Here is a 19145-nt window from a genome sequence, read left to right as displayed (position 1 = left end):
TCGCTCCCACACGCCAGGTCACACCGGATTCGGGGAGAATCTAAAATCTAAAATCTGAAATCTAAAATTCCTTCCCCAGATTGTGTCAAAATGTAAAGCGTGTGGATAACTTCATCGACAGATACCGTTCTAACCCCGACGACTGTTGCCTTGGGGAACTTCGATGGATTTCATCGGGGACATCAACAGGTCGTCCAACCCATCCTCAACCCCCGTCGGGTTGCGGTGGATTCCCCCCGGGCTGCCCGACAAGCGTCGGGACCCCCCGGCCCGACCGCCGAGGTGCCGCCCGGACTGCTTCCGATCGCCCAACACATCTATTCGACCGTCGTCACCTTCAACCCCCATCCGCAAGAATTTTTTACCGGCCAACCCAAAAAACTGCTGACGCCGCTGGATGAGAAGGTCGAGGTACTCCGGGCTTTCGGGGTCGATCAGTTGGTGCTGTTGCCCTTCGACCGACAGTTGGCGAGTCTGACCCCGACCGAGTTCGTGGAAGAAATTTTGGTGCGCCGGCTGCGGGCCGGCCGGGTCAGCGTCGGTTTCGACTTTCGCTTCGGCCGCGGCCGGACCGGCAGCACGGAGGATTTGAAAGCGATCGCGCCCCGATATGGTTTAGAAGTCCATATCGTCTCCCGACATCCCTGCGAAAATGGGGAGCGGATCAGCAGTTCCATGATCCGAACAGCCCTGGAACGGGGCGATCCGCAGCGGGCCGCCCATTTGCTGGGGCGTCCCTACCTCCTCGCCGGCCAGGTGATGCGGGGCCAACAGTTGGGACGGACCCTGGGCTTCCCGACGGCGAACCTACAACTTCCGGCCGACAAGTTTTTGCCCCGGTACGGGGTTTATGCGGTGCGTGTCGCCGGAGTCAGCGGATCGGTGGGGGACGCGCCGTCCCCCAAAATTGGGGTGATGAACGTCGGCTCTCGCCCCACCGTCGCCGGGGCACCGCATCCCACCGTCGAGGTTCACCTGTTGGACTGGGGCGGGGATTTGTACGGCCGCACCCTGACGGTGAGTTTGGAAGCATTTTTGCGGCCCGAACGGAAATTTGCATCCCTCGATGCCCTGAAAGCGCAAATTGAAGCGGATTGTATCGAGGCGCGATCGGTGTTGGGGGAGGCGAAAGTCCCGGAAGAGAAATGAATTGACAATTATCAATTATCAATTATCAATTATCAATTATCAATTATCAATTCTTCCCACACCCTTGTGACATGAGAGAACGCATCGAGCGCTTGAAGCAAAATTTGAGTCGGACGATTGTCGGCAAGCAAGAGTCCATCCGCCTGACCTTGGTGGCGCTGCTGGCGGGGGGTCACGCCCTCCTGGAAGACGTGCCGGGGGTGGGCAAAACGCTGCTGGCGAAATCCCTGGCGCGGTCGATCGACGGTTCGTTTCAGCGGATTCAGTGTACGCCGGATTTGTTGCCGACGGATATCACCGGAACCAATATCTGGAATCCCAGCACGGGGGAGTTTGAATTTCTGCCCGGTCCGGTGTTCGCGAATATCCTGTTGACCGACGAGATCAACCGGGCTACGCCCCGCACCCAGTCGGCTTTGTTGGAGGTGATGGAGGAGCGACAGGTGACGGTCGATCGCGTCTCCCGTCCGGTTCCCCGGCCATTTTTCGCGATCGCCACCCAAAACCCCATCGAGTATCAGGGGACGTTCCCCCTCCCGGAAGCCCAGATGGACCGGTTCATGCTGTCCCTGACGCTGGGATATCCCAGCGAAGCGGAAGAGTTGCAGATGTTGCAGCAGGTGACGACGGGGGTGACGGTGGAAGAACTCCAGCCCTGTTTGAGTTTGGCGGAGGTTTTGGAGCTGCAACTCGAATGTTCCCGGGTGAAGTTGGAGCCGTCCCTGCAGCAGTACATCCTCAACCTGGTGCGGACGACCCGCGAACACGAGGAGATCATGCTCGGCGTCAGCCCCCGGGGGGCGATCGCGCTCCACCGGGCGACCCAAGCCCTGGCATTCCTGTCGGGGCGGGATTATGGGGTCCCGGACGACATCAAGTTTTTGGCGCCCCACGTCCTCTCCCATCGCCTGATTCCCGCCGGAGGACGGCGGTCGAAGACGATCATGGAACAGTTGCTGCGATCGGTGCCTATCCCGTCTTGATCCGGGCAATTTTAGCCCGATAACGCCGAAAAAAGCGTCGCGATCGCACGGGTTTTAACCCCTCAACCGGAAAGGAGATTGAGGGGTAATTTTGAGGTTGAAGATGCTCACGATAGGTGTGTGATCGCTGCGATCGGCAATTATGCGTCAGAACCCACCTGTTTCAGGTGAATGTGTTTGCGTCCCAAGGAAATCTCGAACTCGTCGCCCGGTTCGAGATCCATTTGCTTGGTATAGGCCGAACCGATCAGCAAGTTGCCGTTCGATTGGACGCTAATTCGGTAGCTCGCGGAGCGTCCGCCACGGCCGTTTCCTTGCTGCTTGCCGTCGAGTTCAATGCCCTCCGCATCGATCAGTGCGTTGAGGAATTTCATCATGTTGACGCGCTCGACTCCACCCCGTGTCAGGGTGTAGTAGCCACATTCTCTCGCTTTCTCTTCCTTGCTCATGTGTTCGAGATCCCGAACTTTCTCAAGCAGCGCTTGACCCGTGAGCGGTTGAGGTTGAGCGTCGGAATTTTTCTTCTTAGCCATTAACTGTTTCCCTTCAAAATTCGACATGGTAATGTCATCGGTTTGTCCCGGTCATGCCGGTGGCTGCCGGGATACTTTGTCGGAATTGGTACCTATTAACTATATTACACGAATCGGTCAATTTGTTCATCCGATGGGGGACATTTTTGGGGGGAGTAATCATTTGATAGCAAGTCTTCTAAAGATTCTCCATCTGTCTGTTGGGAGATGGATTCCCCCCCCGGTTCGGGACGAGAGGATGAGAGTTATCCCGAAATGTCCTAAACTGGTAGGTGCGTCAGTTGTGCGATCGCCCGGGGCGTCATGGCAAGTATCTAAAGGTAGAGTATCCATCACTTTAGACCGGACAACCTGCGGGGAGGTGCGGGAGTGGAGGTTGCCACAACCCACCGTCGAATTGCGATCGCGATCGGATCTAAACACCTGGATGAAATTAACGACTCGCGGACACTACAGCGTCAAGGCGCTCCTGGATCTCGCCCTCGATCGGGAAATCGGGCCGGTTTCCGTCCGGGAAATTTCCCGCCGACAAAACCTGCCGGCGCCCTATCTGGAAAAGCTGTTAATTGAAATGCGGCGGGCCGGCTTGGTTCGTTCCGTGCGGGGCGCCCGGGGGGGGTATCAATTGGCGCGTCCGCCCGCCCAAATTTCCCTCGGACAAATTCTCGAAGCGGTCGGAGAAACGATCGAACCGCTATCCAATCATATCCCGGATGCAGAACAAGCGGAAGACTGGGTGACATTTACGATCTGGAATCGCCTGCACCAGAAACTCAAAGAGGCCCTCTACAGTATTTCCCTCGAGGATCTATATTATGATGCCCGAAGCTGGCAGGCAACCCGAGGAGAGGAAACCGGTTTTGTCGTCTGACCTGCCCTTTTCCGAACTCCACTTCGCCGACCGCCGGCGGTTGACCGGGGCGGTAAATTTGAACATTCATTCCACAGTTGACCCGCACAGATGAGCGACATCAATTCAATGGCCGTTTTGGCGATCGCGGCTTTTTTAGATTACCTGATCGGCGACCCGTGGAATTGGATACATCCGGTGCAGGTGATGGGGTGGGCGATCGCCCAATTGACCCGGCCGGTCTTCCGATACTTGAGAGCCCCTTTCTCTCAGAAGCTGGCCGGTATTTTACTCGGTTTCGGGGTCGTGATTGGTAGCGGATTTACCAGTTGGTCGATCGTCCGGGCGATCGCGGTTCTTCCCGGATCATTTCCCCTCCATCCAATTTTGGACATTGCAGTACAAAGTATTCTCCTAGCCAGTTGTTTTGCCGCCCGGAGTTTGAGACGGGCTGCAAAGGACGTACTCGACCCCCTCGAAGGCGGCGATTTGCCGACGGCCCGAGGGCGATTGAGTCAGTATGTGGGTCGAGATACCGAACAGTTATCCGAGTCGGAAATTTGGCGGGCTATCTTAGAAACGATAACAGAAAATGCCACGGATGGGGTGACGGCCCCGCTGTTTTATGCCATCCTCGGCTTGGCGATACCGGGAATCGGAAGTGTCCCCCTGGCGATCGCCTACAAAGCGGCGAGTACCCTCGATTCAACCATCGGTTATCGAGAGGCTCCTTACACCGATATCGGGTGGTTTAGTGCGAAATTTGAAGATTTTCTAACTTGGCTTCCCTGCCGTCTGACCGTCCTCACCATCGCTCTGTTATCCAAACAACCCAAACGGGTTTTAAAAATTTGTCGGCGGGATGCCATTCACGACCCGAGTCCCAACGCCGGTTGGAGCGAATGTGCCTACGCCGCCGCCCTCGGCGTGCAGTTGGGGGGAATCAATCGATATCGGGGACAAATCAAAGAAAAACCCAAATTGGGAGATCCGATTCATCCGATTACATCGGATACCATCGACGCGGCCTTGCAGATGACCCGTTTTTGCATTTTCTTATGGTTGGGATTGGCGATCGGTATCGGTTGGATGCTGCGGGGGTAAAATTCTACCGCATCGGAGCGATTGATATCCGTTTTGATTCTAAAATGCAATTGAATTCGCCTTCCATTTGACCCCCCGTCGGAATCTGCCCGTTTTGAACCATGACGAAACTTGTCGAAATCCTCTCCCCCGAAGAACTGCGTCGGACGGTGAACCGTCTGGCCTCCCAAATTGTGGAACGGGCCGGAGATTTGTCCGATCTGGTTTTATTGGGAATCTACACCCGCGGCGTCCCCCTCTCGCAACGGCTGGCCAACCAGATCGCCCTCCTGGAACAGTTGGAAGTCCCCATCGGCGCCCTCGACATCACCTTCTACCGGGACGATTTGGATAAGGTGGGGATGCGGACGCCGGCCCAGACCCGGATTCCCTTCGACCTGACGGGCAAAACCGTGGTTTTGGTCGATGATGTCATTTACAGCGGACGCACCATCCGGGCGGCGCTGAATGCGGTGATCGAGTACGGGCGCCCGGAAGCCATCCAACTGGCGGTTTTGGTCGATCGCGGCCACCGCCAACTCCCCATCCAGGCGGATTTTATCGGCAAGGAGCTCCCCACCTCCCGGGAGGAACAGGTGCGGGTGTATCTGGAAGAGGAGGACGGGTGCGATCGCGTGGAGTTGATCGCGCCGTTGTAAATTCGGAGAAAGAAACCGGGTTTCTAGAAGGCGTTTGGGTTTCCCACCGAGATCTGAGTAGAAACCCGGTTTCTAGTTATCGCCGGTTTCTCGGCGAGGTAAGAAATATTTCGATTTCAGGAACGGACATCCAGATTGAGGGATACTGAATAACGTGCAGTTTGCGTTTTGCCAGCAATGTCTCGACCACCCACACCGACCAACCGGCCGTCTGATTCCGTTGACTCCTCCGGCCAGACCCAAAGCCGCAAGGCAGACCACCTGCGAATTTGTTTGGAGGAGGACGTGCAGTTTCGCCGGCAGACGGCGGGATTCGATCGCTACCGGTTCATCCACTCCTGTCTCCCGGAAATCAATCTCAGTGATGTGGACATCTCGACGGAATTTCTGGGAAAATCCCTCGGGGCGCCGCTGCTGATTTCCTCGATGACCGGGGGCACCGAACAGGCGAAGCTGATCAACACCCGCCTCGCCAAAGTCGCCGAGCGACACAAAATCGCGATGGGAGTCGGTTCCCAGCGGGTGGCGGTGGAAAGGCCGGAGGTCGCCCCCACCTTCGCGGTGCGATCGCTGGCCCCGGATATCCTGTTGTTCGCCAATTTGGGGGCGGTGCAACTCAACTACAGCTACGGTTTGGAACAGTGTCGGCGGGTGGTGGATCTCCTGGAGGCCGACGCCCTGATTTTGCACTTGAACTCGCTGCAGGAGTGCATCCAGACCGAGGGCGACACGAATTTTCGCGGATTGCTTGACAAAATCAACGACTTGTGCTATGAACTCCCTGTCCCGGTGATCGCCAAGGAAGTGGGCAACGGCATTTCCGGGCAGATGGCGGAAAAACTGATCGCGGCGGGGGTGTCGGCGATCGACGTGGCGGGGGCGGGCGGCACGTCCTGGGCGCGGATCGAGGGGGAACGGGCGAAAGATCCCCGAGGGCGGCGATTGGGGACCACCTTCGCCGACTGGGGTTTGCCGACGGCGACCTGTCTGAAACAAGTGCGGGCGATCGCACCCGAGATCCCCCTGATCGCCTCCGGGGGACTCCGCAACGGGTTGGACGTCGCCAAAGCGATCGCCCTGGGGGCGGACTTGGCGGGGTTGGCCTGGCCGTTTTTGCAGGCCGCGGCCGAATCGGAGGCCGCCGTCGATAGCCTGTTGGAAATGTTGGTGGCGGAACTCTCCACCGCGCTATTTTGTACGGGGAATGCGACTCCGGAAGCCCTGAAGCGATCGCGGGCCTTGGAAGAATTAAAATAGATAAAATAGATCTAAAGAATCAGTTGACGCTCACGGTTCTCAGATTCGCTCCCACTCCTACACCGCACCTCTCCCCATGAAAGACTTTCTGAAATACACCCTAGCCAGTCTGGTCGGAAATCTCCTGGGACTGATTCTCCTGACGATATTCGGCATCGGGGGACTGGCTTTTTTGATCGTGGCGAGCACCTCCAAGAAGGCGGAAACCGGTCTGACGGACAAATCCGTGCTGGTTTTCGACCTCTCCCTCGGCATCAGCGACACCTCTCCCGAATCCACGGCGCCGGAAGTGTTGCAAAAGACTCTGGCCGAAGACCCGACGGGTTCGATGCAGTTGCGGTTGTTGTTGGAAACCCTCGCGCGCGCCAGCCAGGACGATCAAATTGTCGCCCTGTACCTGCGGGGGGCCAGTGGCACCACCCCCACGGGATTTGCCAACTTGAAAGAAGTCCGCCAAGCTTTGGAACGGTTCCGGGAAGCGGGCAAAACCATCATCGCCTACGATACCGACTGGACGGAACGGGAATATTATCTCGCTTCGGTCGCCGATACCGTCGTCATCCACCCGATGGGAACGGTGGAAATGAACGGACTCAGTTCGGAAACGATGTTTTTGGCCGGGGCGATGGAAAAATTTGGCGTCGGGGTGCAGGTGACGCGGGTCGGCGAATATAAATCCGCCGTCGAGCCGTTTTTACGGCAAGAAATGAGTCCGGAAAATCGCGAACAAACCCGGCAATTGCTGGCCGACCTGTGGGGGGAATTCGTGCTCCCCATCCAGGAAAGTCGCAGTTTGAGCGCCCCGCAGGTTCGGGAAATTGTCGAGCAGAACGGGATTTTGGTAGCCGAAGATGCCGTCGATCGCCAACTCGTCGATCGCATCGCCTACACGGATGAAGTCGCGGCCGACTTCCGCGAACTGACGGGAGAAAAGGAGAAAGAAAAACAACCCTTCGAGCAAATCGGAGTCGCGGCCTACGCCAAAACGCCGGAGGTGGTGAAAATGGCGGCGGGGGATGTCACCAGCCGCAACACCATTGCGGTGGTTTACGCCGACGGGGAAATCGTTGACGGCCGGGGTTTGAGCAGTCAAATTGGGGGCGATCGTCTGGCGTCGGAGTTGCAGAAATTGCGCCGAGATGAAGACGTGAAAGGTGTCGTCCTGCGGGTGAACAGTCCGGGGGGCAGCGCCACGGCCTCCGAGGTGATCGGGCGGGAGGTGGAGTTGATGCGGGAGGAAAAACCGATCATGGTTTCGATGGGCAATTACGCCGCATCGGGGGGCTATTGGATTTCGATGGCCGGCGATCGCATTTTTGCCGAACCCAACACGATCACCGGCTCGATCGGGGTGTTCGGACTCTTATTTAATCTCCAAGAAATTGCCAACGAAAATGGCATTACCTGGGACGGGGTAAAAACGGGACCTTTCGCCGATCTCGATTCCTCCAGCCGCCCGAAAACCCCCGAAGAACTCGAACGGATTCAGGCGATCGTGGATCTGATTTACGATCGCTTTATCGCCGGGGTGGCGGAGTTCCGAAAATTGCCGGAAACCCAGGTCGAGGAAATTGCCCAGGGCCGCATCTGGTCGGGGATGCAGGCTCAGGAGTTGGGGTTGGTGGACGAGATCGGCGGTTTGGAAGATGCGATCGTCGCCGTCGCCGAAAAAGCGGAACTCGGAGACGATTGGAAAATCGAAGAATATCCGAAAACCCGCAGTTTCGAGGAACGGCTTTTGGAAAGTCTCGTCATCGGAGAAGTCGGACAAACCGATCCCCTCACCGCCGAACTGATGCAACTTTACCAAGAACTGGCGGTTCTCCGAAATCTCAACGATCCCCGGGGGGTTTATACTCGGTTGCCGTTCAATTTGCGAATTGACTGAGGGAACCTGACGAAATTCCGAATGCAGAATTTTAGAAGGGCGGGAGATTTGAGATGCGATCGCAGTGGGAAAATTTTCTGACGAATTTGGGAGACTGGGAGGGTTCGTTTACTCAAGTTTCTCCGGCGGGGGAGATTTTGAAGGATACCCCCAGTCGGCTGTTGTTGGAAGGGTTGGAGGATGACAAAGCCGTCCGCCTCACCCTGCGGCGGTTTCCCCCCGACTCCCCCGCCGATGAGGTGGTGCGGGAGTATCGATCGCTGGGAAAGGATATTTTATTTTTTGATGGCGGCGCGTTTTCCCAGGGCACGATTCAACGCAGTCCCCTGTCCGCGTTCGGTGCGGAGTTCGGGTTTGTGGCGGACAATCGTCGCCTGCGTCTGGTGGAGATCTTCACCCCGGAAGGAGATCCCGATCGCTTCACCCTAATCCGGGAAAAAAGGGCGGGCACGGATGCCCCGGAACGTCCCCCCCTGACGCTGGAGGCGTTGCTGGGGACTTGGGAAGGGGAGGCGGTGACGATTTCTCCGAGTTGGCTGTCTCCGGATATCGTCCCCACCCGGTTGGAGTTGCGGTTGGACGGGGGGGGACGGCTGGTACAAACGTTGGAATTTGGCACGGTTCGGGTGTGCTCGACGGCGCGAATTGAGGACTCCAACCTCTATTTTGATGACGGTTCCCCACCCGTGCGGGTGTCGATGTTGCCGGACGGGGCGTCGGCGACATTTCCGGAACGGGCACCGAGGGGAAACCCGTTCTTTTTGGAGGCGGGTTGGCTGGTGGAAGACAATCGGCGCGATCGCCTGATCCGGCGTTACAGTGAGACGGGGGAATGGCTGAGTTTGACGTGGGTGCGGGAACGAAAAGTCGGTCAAAAATGAGTTTAAAATTCACCGCCCAAAGCCGAAACACAGCGTTCGCAAATGGTCGGATCTTCGGAGGACTCGCCCACATGGACGGAGTAATTCCAACAGCGATCGCACTTTTCCCCGTCCGCTTTCACCACCCCCACCCCGAGGGGTTCGGACTCCATTTTGTACTCCAAACCTTTCAGGGGTTCGGTACTCTCCAACAATTCCACCTGGGAGGAAATGAACAGATAGCGTAATTCGTCAACGCCGTTATTTTCTCCGAATGCCGGATTCATCCCTTCCAACTGTTGCCGCAGTCCCTCATCTTCCACATAAAGCAACACCTTCGCATCCAAAGAAGACCCAATCGCCTTATCCTTCCGCGCCTGTTCCATCACCTGGTTAACCTCGCCGCGGATCTCCCGCAGCTTTACCCAAACTGTCGCCAAATCGGGCTGTTTCCAGGTGTCGTCCAGCGTCACCCAGCCGGACTCGAACACGGATAAATAAGACGTGGAATAGGGCAGATTTTGCCAGATATCCTCGGCCATGTGGCACAAAACCGGCGCGATCGCCTTCGCCAAATTCTCCAGCGCGATCGCCAACACCGTCTGACAACTGCGCCGCCGGAATGAATCCGCCGCACTGATATAGAGGCGATCCTTGGCGATATCCAGATAAAAGTTAGACAAATCCACGACACAGAAATTCTGCACCATTTGGAAAAACCGGAAAAATTGAAACTTCTCGAAAGCGTCCGTCACCTCGGCAAACACTTCGGTAATCCGGTGCAACATATATTTGTCTAAATCCGGCAGTTTGTCATACTCGATCGCATCTTTTTTGGGGTCAAAATCGTGCAGATTTCCTAATAAAAATCGCGCCGTATTCCGGATCTTCCGGTACACATCCGACATCTGTTTGAGGATATTTTTACCCAGCGGAACGTCGGCGGAATAGTCCACGGAAGACACCCACAGCCGCAAAATATCCGCGCCGTAGGGCGGTTCCTGCTGCTGATTTTTACCCCCCTCAATCACGATCGCCGGATCGACCACATTGCCCAAAGATTTGCTCATTTTTTGTCCCTTTTCATCCAAGACAAATCCGTGGGTCAAAACGGTTTTGTAGGGGGCAAATCCGTTATTGGCGACACTCGTTAATAAGCTGGATTGGAACCAGCCCCGGTGTTGGTCCGACCCCTCCAAATACATCTCCACCGGATAGCCCAATTCTTCCCGCCGTTGGGCCACCGCCGCCCAGGAAGAACCGGAGTCAAACCAGACATCCATCGTGTCCGTGCCCTTGCGGTAGGTTTTGCCATTATTGCGGTAGGATTCGGGCAGTAATTCCTCGACGGACAGTTCCCACCAGGCATCCGATCCGCGATCGCCGATAATGTTTTGAACGTGGGCGATGGTTTCTTCCGTGAGCAAAGCTTCCCCAGTTTCTTCATCATAAAAAACTGGGATGGGAACCCCCCAACTGCGCTGTCGGGAGATGCACCAATCGGAGCGATCGCCCACCATCGGCGTGATCCGGTTTTCCCCCTGGGCGGGAATCCAACGCACATCTTTAATCGCTTTTAAAGCCTCCTCCCGGAACCCTTCCACCGAGGCGAACCATTGTTCCGTCGCCCGGAAAATCGTCGGCTTTTTCGTCCGCCAATCGTAGGGATATTTGTGCTGGTAGGGCTCCTCTTTAATTAAAGAACCGATCGCCTGCAACGCCTCGATCACCGCCCCGTTGCCCTCTTTGAGCACGTTCAACCCGGCGAACTGTCCCGCCTCCTCGGTGAAGTTGCCGTTGCCGTCCACGGGGGACAAAATCGGCAAACCGTAGCGCCGCCCCACGATGTAGTCTTCCTGGCCGTGTCCCGGTGCGGTGTGCACCAAACCCGTCCCGGATTCGGTGGTGACGTAATCCCCGCCGATGACAACCGGACTTTCGCGATCGAACAGCGGATGCTTGTAGGTGCAATTTTCCAGGTGTTCCCCTTTCACCGTGGTTTTCACGGTCAAATCGCGCCCGAAGGTGGCTGAGAGGCGTTCCACCAATTCCGCCGCCACGATCAAATATTTGAAGTGGACGGGAGTTTCGCCCTCGCCGGTTTCCACCACGGCGTAAGTCAATTCCGGGTTGAGGGCGACGGCCAAATTTCCGGGAATCGTCCAGGGTGTCGTCGTCCAGATTGCCACCCCCAATTCCGGCAGATAGGGGGTCAATATTTCCTTCACCGGTTCCGCCGCACCCGTCACCTGGAAGGCGGCGTAGAGGCTGCGGGAGGTGTGGCCCTCGGGATATTCCAATTCAGCCTCGGCGAGGGCAGTTTGGGAACTCGGGCTCCAGTGGACGGGTTTCATGCCCCGGTAGATGTAACCTTTGAGGACCATCTGGCCGAAGACGCCGATCTGGGCCGCTTCGTATTCGGGCTTCAGGGTCAGATAGGGGTCGTCCCAGTCCCCCCAAACGCCATATCGCCGGAATCCGGCCTTTTGCTCTTCGACGGTTTTCAGGGCGAAGTCCCGCGCCTTCTGGCGCAGGGTGAGGGGGGTGAGTTGTTCCCGCTCCTTCTGCTTCATGTTTTGCAGGACTTTCAGTTCGATGGGGAGTCCGTGGCAGTCCCAGCCGGGGACGTAGCGAACTTTCCGCCCCCGAAGCATTTGGTAGCGGTTGATAATGTCCTTGAGAATCTTGTTCAGGGCGTGGCCGATGTGCAGGGCGCCGTTGGCGTAGGGGGGGCCGTCGTGCAGGATGAAGCGATCGCCGGGATTGCTTTCGGACAGGCGTTCGTAAATTCGGTTTTCGGCCCAGAATTGTTGCAGTTGGGGTTCCCGTTTGACGGCGTTGGCCCTCATGTCAAACTTGGTCTTGGGTAGGTTGACCGTGTCTTTGTAGGATTTTTGTTCGGTCACGGTAGGTACTGAATGATTCTCTAAGGTGGGCGTTGTGAGACATTTTAACCCCGTTGGGGTCGCGTTAGCACGGGGCCGCGATCGCAAAAGGCGATCGCAGTATTGAGTTTTGTAACGTTCCTTAAAATAACGGCGCGATCGCCTGATATGATAAACCCTTGGTTTGTATCATCAGCTTTTTTTGACTGAATCCGGTTTTGTTGGGAGGCACAATGGACTTTATTACAAACTTGTTCAGCAGCATCAATTTTGAACTGATTGCCCAGTTACTCATGCTGTCGCTGATCGTGATTGCCGGTCCGGTGGTGATTGTTCTGCTGGCGTTTCGGGGTGGCGATCTCTAATTCGTTTCCACCCCTGGCGTCGGTCGCCGGGAGGCCGGGTTGACTCGACCCGAGCCTCCTCATTTTTGGGTCAATCTTGGATGTATTCCTGTCCGCCGTTCAACGCCATTTCCGCCCGCACGAATTCCCGTCCTAGGTACAGGGCGTGATCGTAACAAGTCAGGGGACAGGGGTCGGCTTCTTCGGTGATTTTGATCCCCAGTTCCTTGGCGGTTCTGCCCCGGTAGATGCCGATGGGGGTACGTTTGAGGGGCCCCTTGCAGGGGAAGGGTTCCCCGGTGTCGGGATCGACGGCGAGGCCCTTTTCGTTGATGTCGTTGCTGTAGTGTTCCGCGCAAATCAACCCGGCATCGCGATCGATGTAAATGATAAAGTAGCCCGCCGGGTCCAGCTCGATAAAACGCTGCGAGAGCTTGTCGTCCAGGGCGGCTCGGTCTTCGGGGGTCAGGTTTGGCGTCGTTGATTGGGTAGCCACAATAGTCAAATTCTGCGATCGTCAAAGATATCCATCATAACACTGGATTAATTGATAATTGATAGTTGACAATTGATAATTTTAAATTTTTAGCCCCACCCGATCCCCCGGATTCGGGGCGGTTGGTATGACTTTATACAGATTTTCGATTTGAACTTTGAGATCGCCCGATCGCCTTACACACGTTGAGATACACCAGATATAGCGGAAAAAAAAAATTTTGTCAATACCTGTCACCAGATATAGATTTGCAGTACATTGGGAAAGCGTTACTTAACACTTCTCGAACCGATCATGCAGATCATGCAACAGACCCTTTCGCCCACAGCCGATAGCCCCTTCAACGGCAAAATTGAGGTGATCCGGCGCGATGGATCGCCCACTCCCCTAGACGTCTCCAAAATTCGTGCTGTCGTGAATTGGGCCTGCGCGGATTTGGACGCCAACCCCATCACCTTGGAAGCCGGACTCACCACCCGCCTCAGAAACGGAGTCACCACCCGCGAAATTCAAGATAACCTGATCGGCTGTGCCCTGGAGTTGTGCAGCCCTTCGGACCCGGACTGGCGCTATGTGGCCGGGCGCCTGCACATCTGGAGTCTGTGGAAAGATACCCTCGTCAGCCGCGGATACGAGTATGGGGATTACGCGCAAACCGTCCGCACCAAAGTTGAGGCGGGTCAGTACGACGATCGCATTCTAACCTACACTCACGAGGAATTGCAGGAGGCCGGAACCTGGATTAAACCGGAGTGGGACAAGGATTATGATTATGCCGGGGCGGTGTTACTCACCAAGCGGTATCTGTTGCCGGAAGAACTGCCCCAGGAGGCCCTGCTGACCTGCGCCCTGTTGCTGGCGGCGGTGGAGGCCCCGGAAAATCGCCTGTTTTGGGCCAAGAAATTCTACGAAGTGATCGCCCGCCGTCAAATTTCCCTGGCGACACCGATTTTGGGCAACCTGAGAATTCCCCACGGGTCCCTGAGTTCCTGCTTTATCATGGGCATGGACGACAATCTGGAGAACATTTTCGACACCATCAAAGATGCCGCCCGCATCTCCAAAAATGGCGGTGGTGTGGGGGTTAATGTCAGCCCGGTTAGGGCGACGGGTAGCTGGGTGATGGGCAAAGCCAACACTTCTGGGGGGGTAATTCCCTGGATTAAATTGCTCAACGATACCGCGATCGCCGTCAACCAGGGGGGCCGCAGGGCCGGGGCGATTACCGTCAGTCTGGACGTGTGGCATTTGGACGTCCCGGAATTCCTGGAAATGCAGACGGAAAACGGCGACCAGCGTCGCAAAGCCTACGATATTTTCCCGCAATTGGTGATTACTGACGAGTTCATGCGACGGGTGCGCGATCGCGGGGATTGGACCCTGGTTGACCCCTACGAAGTCCGCACCAAATTGGGGATCGAATTGGCCCAATTGTGGGGCGAAGAATTTGAGAGGGCCTATCAAAAAATCGAAGCCGCCGTCGAGTCGGAATTGGTGCTCTACAAGCGGATCAACGCCCGGGAACTGTTCAAAACGATCATGCGATCGCAGGTGGAAACGGGGATGCCTTATCTGTGGTTTAAAGATACCTCCAACCGCGCCAACCCCAACCAACACGAAGGTTATATTCCGGGGGGCAATTTGTGTGTCGCCCCCGAAACCCGAGTCTTGACTGACCGGGGACAAATTCCCATCGTTGACCTCAAAGATCGATACGTTAACGTCTGGAATGGGTCTGAGTGGTCTAACGTCTTGGTGCGGAAGACCGGGGAAAATCAACCCCTGCTCAAAGTCCACTTTAGCAACGGGGTGAGTCTCGAATGTACCTATTACCACCATTTCTGGATTCAGGACTCCTACAAATCCCAGCCCCGGCGTGTTGAAGCGAGCGAGTTGAAGCCCGGTGACAAGCTGATTAAATATCAGCTACCTTTGGTTGAGTCTGAAGATGACATCGACTTTCCCTATGCTTACACCTCCGGTTTCTTTACCGGCGACGGAAGCTACTCGGGTGAGGGGTTGCCCGAGTTAGATTTGTACGGGGTCAAAAAAGAGTTGTTGAGCCAACTCGATGTCCGGAACAAACGTCAGGGGAGCCGTTGGTATTCTCGGGAGACTGGGGCGATCGCCGTCTGCGATGATATCAAGCAAGACCGTCTCGTTTGCAAGCTACCCCCAGACATTCCTAAAAAATACACGGTTCCGTTGAACGGCTATACCTTGCGCTCTCGGTTGGATTGGCTGGCTGGGTTGCTCGATTCTGATGGCTGTGTTTACCGCAACGGTGTAAACGAAAGTCTGGCGATCGTGTCAACCCAAAAAAGATTCCTGCTCGACGTTCGTTTCATGTTGCAAACTCTCGGTGTTGACTCGAAAGTTGGTCAACACGTTGAAGAAGGATGGCAGCCCATGCCTGACGGTAAAGGGGGGTACAAAGACTACCGATGTCAAAGTGCTTACCGTCTTACTATCTCGTCTAACGGGTTGAACCGGCTGTCCGAGTTGGGACTTCAAACACATCGACTGAGTTGGAATCCGCGCAAACCTCAGCGGAATGCCAGCCACTTCATCAAGGTCGAACGAGTCGAGCTAACCTGTCGTCGGGATGACACCTACTGCTTCACTGAACCCAAGCGTCACCTGGGAATGTTTAATGGGATTCTAACAGGGCAATGTCAAGAGAGCTGGTCTAATGTCAAGCCGGGGGAAGAGAGCCACACCTGCAACCTCAACAGTTTAAACTTGGCGAATTTGGACTTAGAAGATCTCCCCCAAGTTTGCGCGATCGCCGTGCGGATTTTGGACAATACCATTGAGTTGAGCCACCCTCCTTTTGAAGGTAGCCGCGTCCATAACGACAAATATCGCACCATCGGCGTCGGCGCGATGGGGTTGGCGGACTGGCTGGCGAAACGTCGCCTCTCCTACCGCGACTTGCGGGAAATTAGCCACCTGTTTGAGGATATCGGATTTTATTGTACCCAAACCTCGATGGAATTGGCGAAGGAACGGGGCGCTTATCCGGCATTTGCGGGCAGTTCCTGGAGTGAAGGAAAGTTGATCGGCGCCAAGCCGGTGGAGTGGTTTTTGGATCGCGCCTACTATCCCGAACGGTGGCAGCAGTTGAGCGAAGATATCAAAAAATATGGGATTAGAAATTCCCATATAACTGCGATCGCGCCCAATACTTCCTCTTCCTTGGTTCAGGGCTGCACCGCCAGCGTCCTGCCCTGCTACAGTCGCTTTTTCTACGACAAATGGGCGAAAGGAACCGTCCCCATCGCTCCTCCCTTTATCAAAGATTACTTCTGGTTTTACCCGGAAAATAAAACCCTTAACCAGCAAGTGGTCGTCGAGGCTGTCGCCACCATGCAGCAGTGGATCGATACGGGGATTTCCATGGAACTAATGTTCAACTTAAATCAGGGCATTTACTTCCCCGAAGAACCCGATCGCTGTATCAAAGCTAAAGACATCTTTGAAACCCTCATGGGCGCCTGGGAACAGGGCTGCAAAGCCGTCTATTATGTGAGGACGGTGCAGCGGGACAGCTTTAAAGAAGCGGACGATGCCTGCGTGGCTTGTGCGAATTAGCGATCGTCTCATTTTGTGATAACGCGGGACTCAATGAAGGGCCTCCGGGCGAAAGCCGGGGGTCTTTCATGGTCAATTTAAAAAGAATTCGTTATAATACTCATTGTCACCAAATCCTCGGTCGGGAGAATCCCTGATTTTCCAGTCTTTGTTTGGTGTTTTTGCCGCCGATTAAAAGCCGATTTTTCAGCTTTTTTTAATCGCAGCAAATAATCTATTCTCTAGATGGAAAAATGTCGCTCATCCTCAATTTTAACGGTCACAACAACAAAGAAGTTACCCAAATGCCACTCAATCCCATCTTCAACCCCGATGGGAATGATGACGTCGAACACCGTTCGATGTGGTTTGGAGAAACTACCAACCTGATGCAACTCAACGATGTCCGCTATTCTTGGGCGGTTGGCTTGTACAAACAAATGCGCGAGAATTTCTGGGTTAACTAAATCAAGGGTAGCCCAGACTAAATCCCCTGAAAACGGTGGAACTCTGAGCAGACAATACCGTGCCAAGCTCACTAAAAATGAGAAGGTGTAGAGACTAACCCGAAAGGGTGTAGGCTGTAAGCGATCGACAGTCGAAGCGGGGGACATCTAAACCTTTAGATGATGATATAGTCCGATCTGTGTGGCGACATACAGCAGCTTGAATAAAGCGGGTAAAGCCTAGCGAACTTTACCGAACACGATGACCCGAAAAATTGGACATCACCCAGGATGTGGTGGATTACACGAATTTAACCCCGGATGAACGGGTTGCATTTGACGGAATTCTGTCTTATTTGACGTTCTTGGATTCCATTCAAACCTGCAACATTCCGTACATTAAAAACAGCGTCACCGCCCCCGAAGTTAGCCTGTGCATGGCGGAACAAATCTCCCAAGAAGGAATGCACAATCAGAGTTAATCGATAGCTCCTTCAGTCGGTAACGGCTGTCGAAAACTCCTCTAATTGCTGGGAACTCTCTGTTAATTAGAATATAATAGAGACAATCAGCAGCCAATATAATCAGCACATAAGTCAATGGACTAGATAGCTGATTCTGGTTCAACGACCAGAGCGCGACGCTCGTACACTACAAGCTAATGGTAGTGGAAATGGGGAGCATCCCAAAGGGATGAAGATATGGTCTGCTCTACCTAGTGATAGGTAGCTGTGGTTAGTCCACGGGAAAGGCTTTGCGAACCTTTCTGAACTCGGGTATCAATACATGATTGAAACCATCATTCCTTCGGATCGGAGAAACTACGTCTACGACTTCTGGCGGACGGACAAAGTATTGCGCGATCGCTGCGAGTTTATCGCTGGATTGTATCAGCAATATGTGGACGATCCCACCCCGGAAAATTACTTTGTTTCCCTGGTGGCAGATTACTTGTTGGAGGGGATGTATTTTTACAACGGGTTAGTTGAGTAGCCCCGCAGCATCGCAAGGTGTTGATGAAAACTCGCCAAATTGCTGGGAAGCCCTAAAGCCTCCATACCAAATCGGAATCCGAAAGGATAAACGCGAAGGTGCGAGAGCAGAAAAAAGTTGGGGGATTGGTCGTAAGCCGTAAGGCATCCGGCCAGAACAATGGGCAATCAGCAGCGAAGCCGCCGACTCGGTGGAACGTTCAACGAACAGAGGGTGAGTGTCCCGACCGGGACAATGGTATGTTCTAGCCCCTACCGAAAGGATGGGTAATAGCGTCATCTTCTTTTACAACCTCGCATCCCGAATGTTGATGCCGGGAAGTGCCGACATTTTCAAGATGATTAACCGTTAACAAGTAGCGGCTTTTGTCAGCAATGGCAATCGAAAACCCCTTGAATTCAGGGGAAATCTAGAAATAGATAATCCTGAGCGAAGCCTGAAAGGGAACGTGCAACGACCATCCGGAAACGGAGTAGGGCCAAGTGGCTCGAAGCGGGGGGAATCCTCAATTGAGGATTATGATATGGTCTGTTCTGCCCGGTGACGGGTAGCAGTCTAAAAAGACGGGTGGGGATTAACGAAACCCACCGAACGCAAAGGACGAACTATCTCATGTCCGGCTCTTCCAAAAAATCATTCCCGAAGCGATGGCAATTTTTCCCCATTCCAAGGATTACGTTTACGAAATGTTCGATGCGGCGGTCCAGCACGAATGTCGGTGGACGAACCATATCGTCGGGAACAACATTTTGGGAATCACCGAACACAGTACCGAACAGTACACCAAATATCTCGCCAACATCCGTCTGCGGGCGATCGGGTTAGATCCCCTCTATTCCGATGAGAAATACAACAAGAGTCCTTACACTCATTTGGAGCGGTTTTCTGACACCAAAAAAGAAGCCCACACCAAGGCGAACTTTTTTGAAGCCAGCGTCACCAGTTATGTGATGTCCTCCGGTGTCGGTGGCTGGGACGAGATTTAAAATTTCGGGACTGAAATGAGTGGCAAAGTGGGGGTGATGTTGCGCCCCCATTTTAGTTTTCTCTGCCCCTAAAACTTGACACGATCGCGATCCCTGCGATCGCGCGGCTTGCAGCCAAGAAACGGCCGATCGCGACGACGCTCCCCACCCCAAATCGGGG

At 54.8% G+C, this 19145-nt stretch carries 16 protein-coding genes and 1 pseudogene; 14 read left to right on the top strand and 3 right to left on the bottom strand.

Annotated features, from left to right (window positions below; translation table 11 throughout):
* Positions 1–99 precede the first annotated feature (99 nt).
* Positions 100–1149 (top strand): bifunctional riboflavin kinase/FAD synthetase, encoded by a 1050-nt coding sequence (locus AC0QHF_RS10980; RefSeq protein WP_324704246.1) that lies wholly within the window; start codon positions 100–102, stop codon positions 1147–1149.
* A 71-nt stretch (positions 1150–1220) separates the two neighbouring features.
* Positions 1221–2132, top strand: a complete 912-nt coding sequence (locus tag AC0QHF_RS10975) for an AAA family ATPase (protein ID WP_324704245.1) — start codon at positions 1221–1223, stop codon at positions 2130–2132.
* 140 nt (positions 2133–2272) lie between these two features.
* Here the strand turns inward: AC0QHF_RS10975 and AC0QHF_RS10970 are convergent, their stop codons facing one another.
* On the bottom strand, positions 2273–2665 hold the full coding sequence (locus tag AC0QHF_RS10970) for an AbrB family transcriptional regulator (protein ID WP_324704266.1): 393 nt from the start codon (positions 2663–2665) through the stop codon (positions 2273–2275).
* Positions 2666–3092: 427 nt separating this feature from the next.
* On the opposite strand from AC0QHF_RS10970, the gene AC0QHF_RS10965 reads away from it, so the two are divergent.
* The 6 genes from AC0QHF_RS10965 to AC0QHF_RS10940 all read left to right on the top strand — a co-directional run bounded on the left by AC0QHF_RS10965 (position 3093) and on the right by AC0QHF_RS10940 (position 9283).
* Complete coding sequence (locus AC0QHF_RS10965) at positions 3093–3536, top strand: Rrf2 family transcriptional regulator (protein ID WP_324704265.1); 444 nt, start codon at positions 3093–3095, stop codon at positions 3534–3536.
* 90 nt (positions 3537–3626) lie between these two features.
* Positions 3627–4619, top strand: coding sequence for an adenosylcobinamide-phosphate synthase CbiB (gene cbiB / locus AC0QHF_RS10960; protein ID WP_324704244.1), 993 nt, complete (start codon positions 3627–3629; stop codon positions 4617–4619).
* 101 nt (positions 4620–4720) lie between these two features.
* A complete protein-coding gene (pyrR, locus tag AC0QHF_RS10955) occupies positions 4721–5257 on the top strand; it encodes a bifunctional pyr operon transcriptional regulator/uracil phosphoribosyltransferase PyrR (RefSeq protein WP_324704243.1) in 537 nt (178 codons plus the stop codon).
* A gap of 177 nt (positions 5258–5434) precedes the next feature.
* Positions 5435–6514, top strand: a complete 1080-nt coding sequence (gene fni / locus AC0QHF_RS10950; protein ID WP_324704242.1) for a type 2 isopentenyl-diphosphate Delta-isomerase — start codon at positions 5435–5437, stop codon at positions 6512–6514.
* A 76-nt stretch (positions 6515–6590) separates the two neighbouring features.
* Positions 6591–8402: a signal peptide peptidase SppA gene (gene sppA, locus AC0QHF_RS10945; RefSeq protein WP_324704241.1), complete on the top strand. Its 1812-nt coding sequence runs from the start codon at positions 6591–6593 to the stop codon at positions 8400–8402.
* A gap of 53 nt (positions 8403–8455) precedes the next feature.
* Positions 8456–9283, top strand: a complete 828-nt coding sequence (locus tag AC0QHF_RS10940; RefSeq protein WP_324704240.1) for a DUF3598 family protein — start codon at positions 8456–8458, stop codon at positions 9281–9283.
* Between the two features lie 2 nt (positions 9284–9285).
* Here the strand turns inward: AC0QHF_RS10940 and ileS are convergent, their stop codons facing one another.
* On the bottom strand, positions 9286–12168 hold the full coding sequence (gene ileS, locus AC0QHF_RS10935) for an isoleucine--tRNA ligase (protein ID WP_324704239.1): 2883 nt from the start codon (positions 12166–12168) through the stop codon (positions 9286–9288).
* Between the two features lie 212 nt (positions 12169–12380).
* Here ileS and psb30 point away from each other — a divergent pair, with 212 nt between their 5' ends.
* Complete coding sequence (psb30, locus tag AC0QHF_RS10930) at positions 12381–12512, top strand: photosystem II reaction center protein Ycf12/Psb30 (protein WP_324704238.1); 132 nt, start codon at positions 12381–12383, stop codon at positions 12510–12512.
* 70 nt (positions 12513–12582) lie between these two features.
* Here psb30 and AC0QHF_RS10925 read toward each other — a convergent pair whose 3' ends face one another.
* Positions 12583–12987 carry a DUF4346 domain-containing protein gene (locus AC0QHF_RS10925; protein ID WP_324704237.1) on the bottom strand — a complete coding sequence of 135 codons (405 nt, stop codon included), beginning with the start codon at positions 12985–12987 and terminating at the stop codon, positions 12583–12585.
* A gap of 294 nt (positions 12988–13281) precedes the next feature.
* On the opposite strand from AC0QHF_RS10925, the gene AC0QHF_RS10920 reads away from it, so the two are divergent.
* The 5 genes and pseudogenes from AC0QHF_RS10920 to AC0QHF_RS10900 all read left to right on the top strand — a co-directional run.
* Positions 13282–16581, top strand: a complete 3300-nt coding sequence (locus AC0QHF_RS10920; RefSeq protein WP_473113661.1) for a ribonucleotide reductase N-terminal alpha domain-containing protein — start codon at positions 13282–13284, stop codon at positions 16579–16581.
* A gap of 284 nt (positions 16582–16865) precedes the next feature.
* Positions 16866–17027, top strand: a complete 162-nt coding sequence (locus AC0QHF_RS10915; RefSeq protein WP_324704236.1) for a ribonucleoside-diphosphate reductase — start codon at positions 16866–16868, stop codon at positions 17025–17027.
* 254 nt (positions 17028–17281) lie between these two features.
* Entirely contained in the window at positions 17282–17488 is a 207-nt protein-coding gene (locus AC0QHF_RS10910; protein WP_324704235.1) for a ribonucleotide-diphosphate reductase subunit beta, read from the top strand.
* Positions 17489–17792: 304 nt separating this feature from the next.
* A complete protein-coding gene (locus AC0QHF_RS10905; protein WP_324704234.1) occupies positions 17793–17999 on the top strand; it encodes a ferritin family protein in 207 nt (68 codons plus the stop codon).
* Between the two features lie 608 nt (positions 18000–18607).
* Positions 18608–18985 (top strand): annotated as a pseudogene (locus AC0QHF_RS10900) (ribonucleotide-diphosphate reductase subunit beta); the annotation flags it as partial.
* Positions 18986–19145 lie beyond the last annotated feature (160 nt).

It is taken from the genome of Lyngbya sp. CCY1209, from assembly GCF_055795065.1.
Note: the sequence above shows the minus strand (reverse complement) of the source record. Positions and strands in the feature narration are given on the sequence as shown.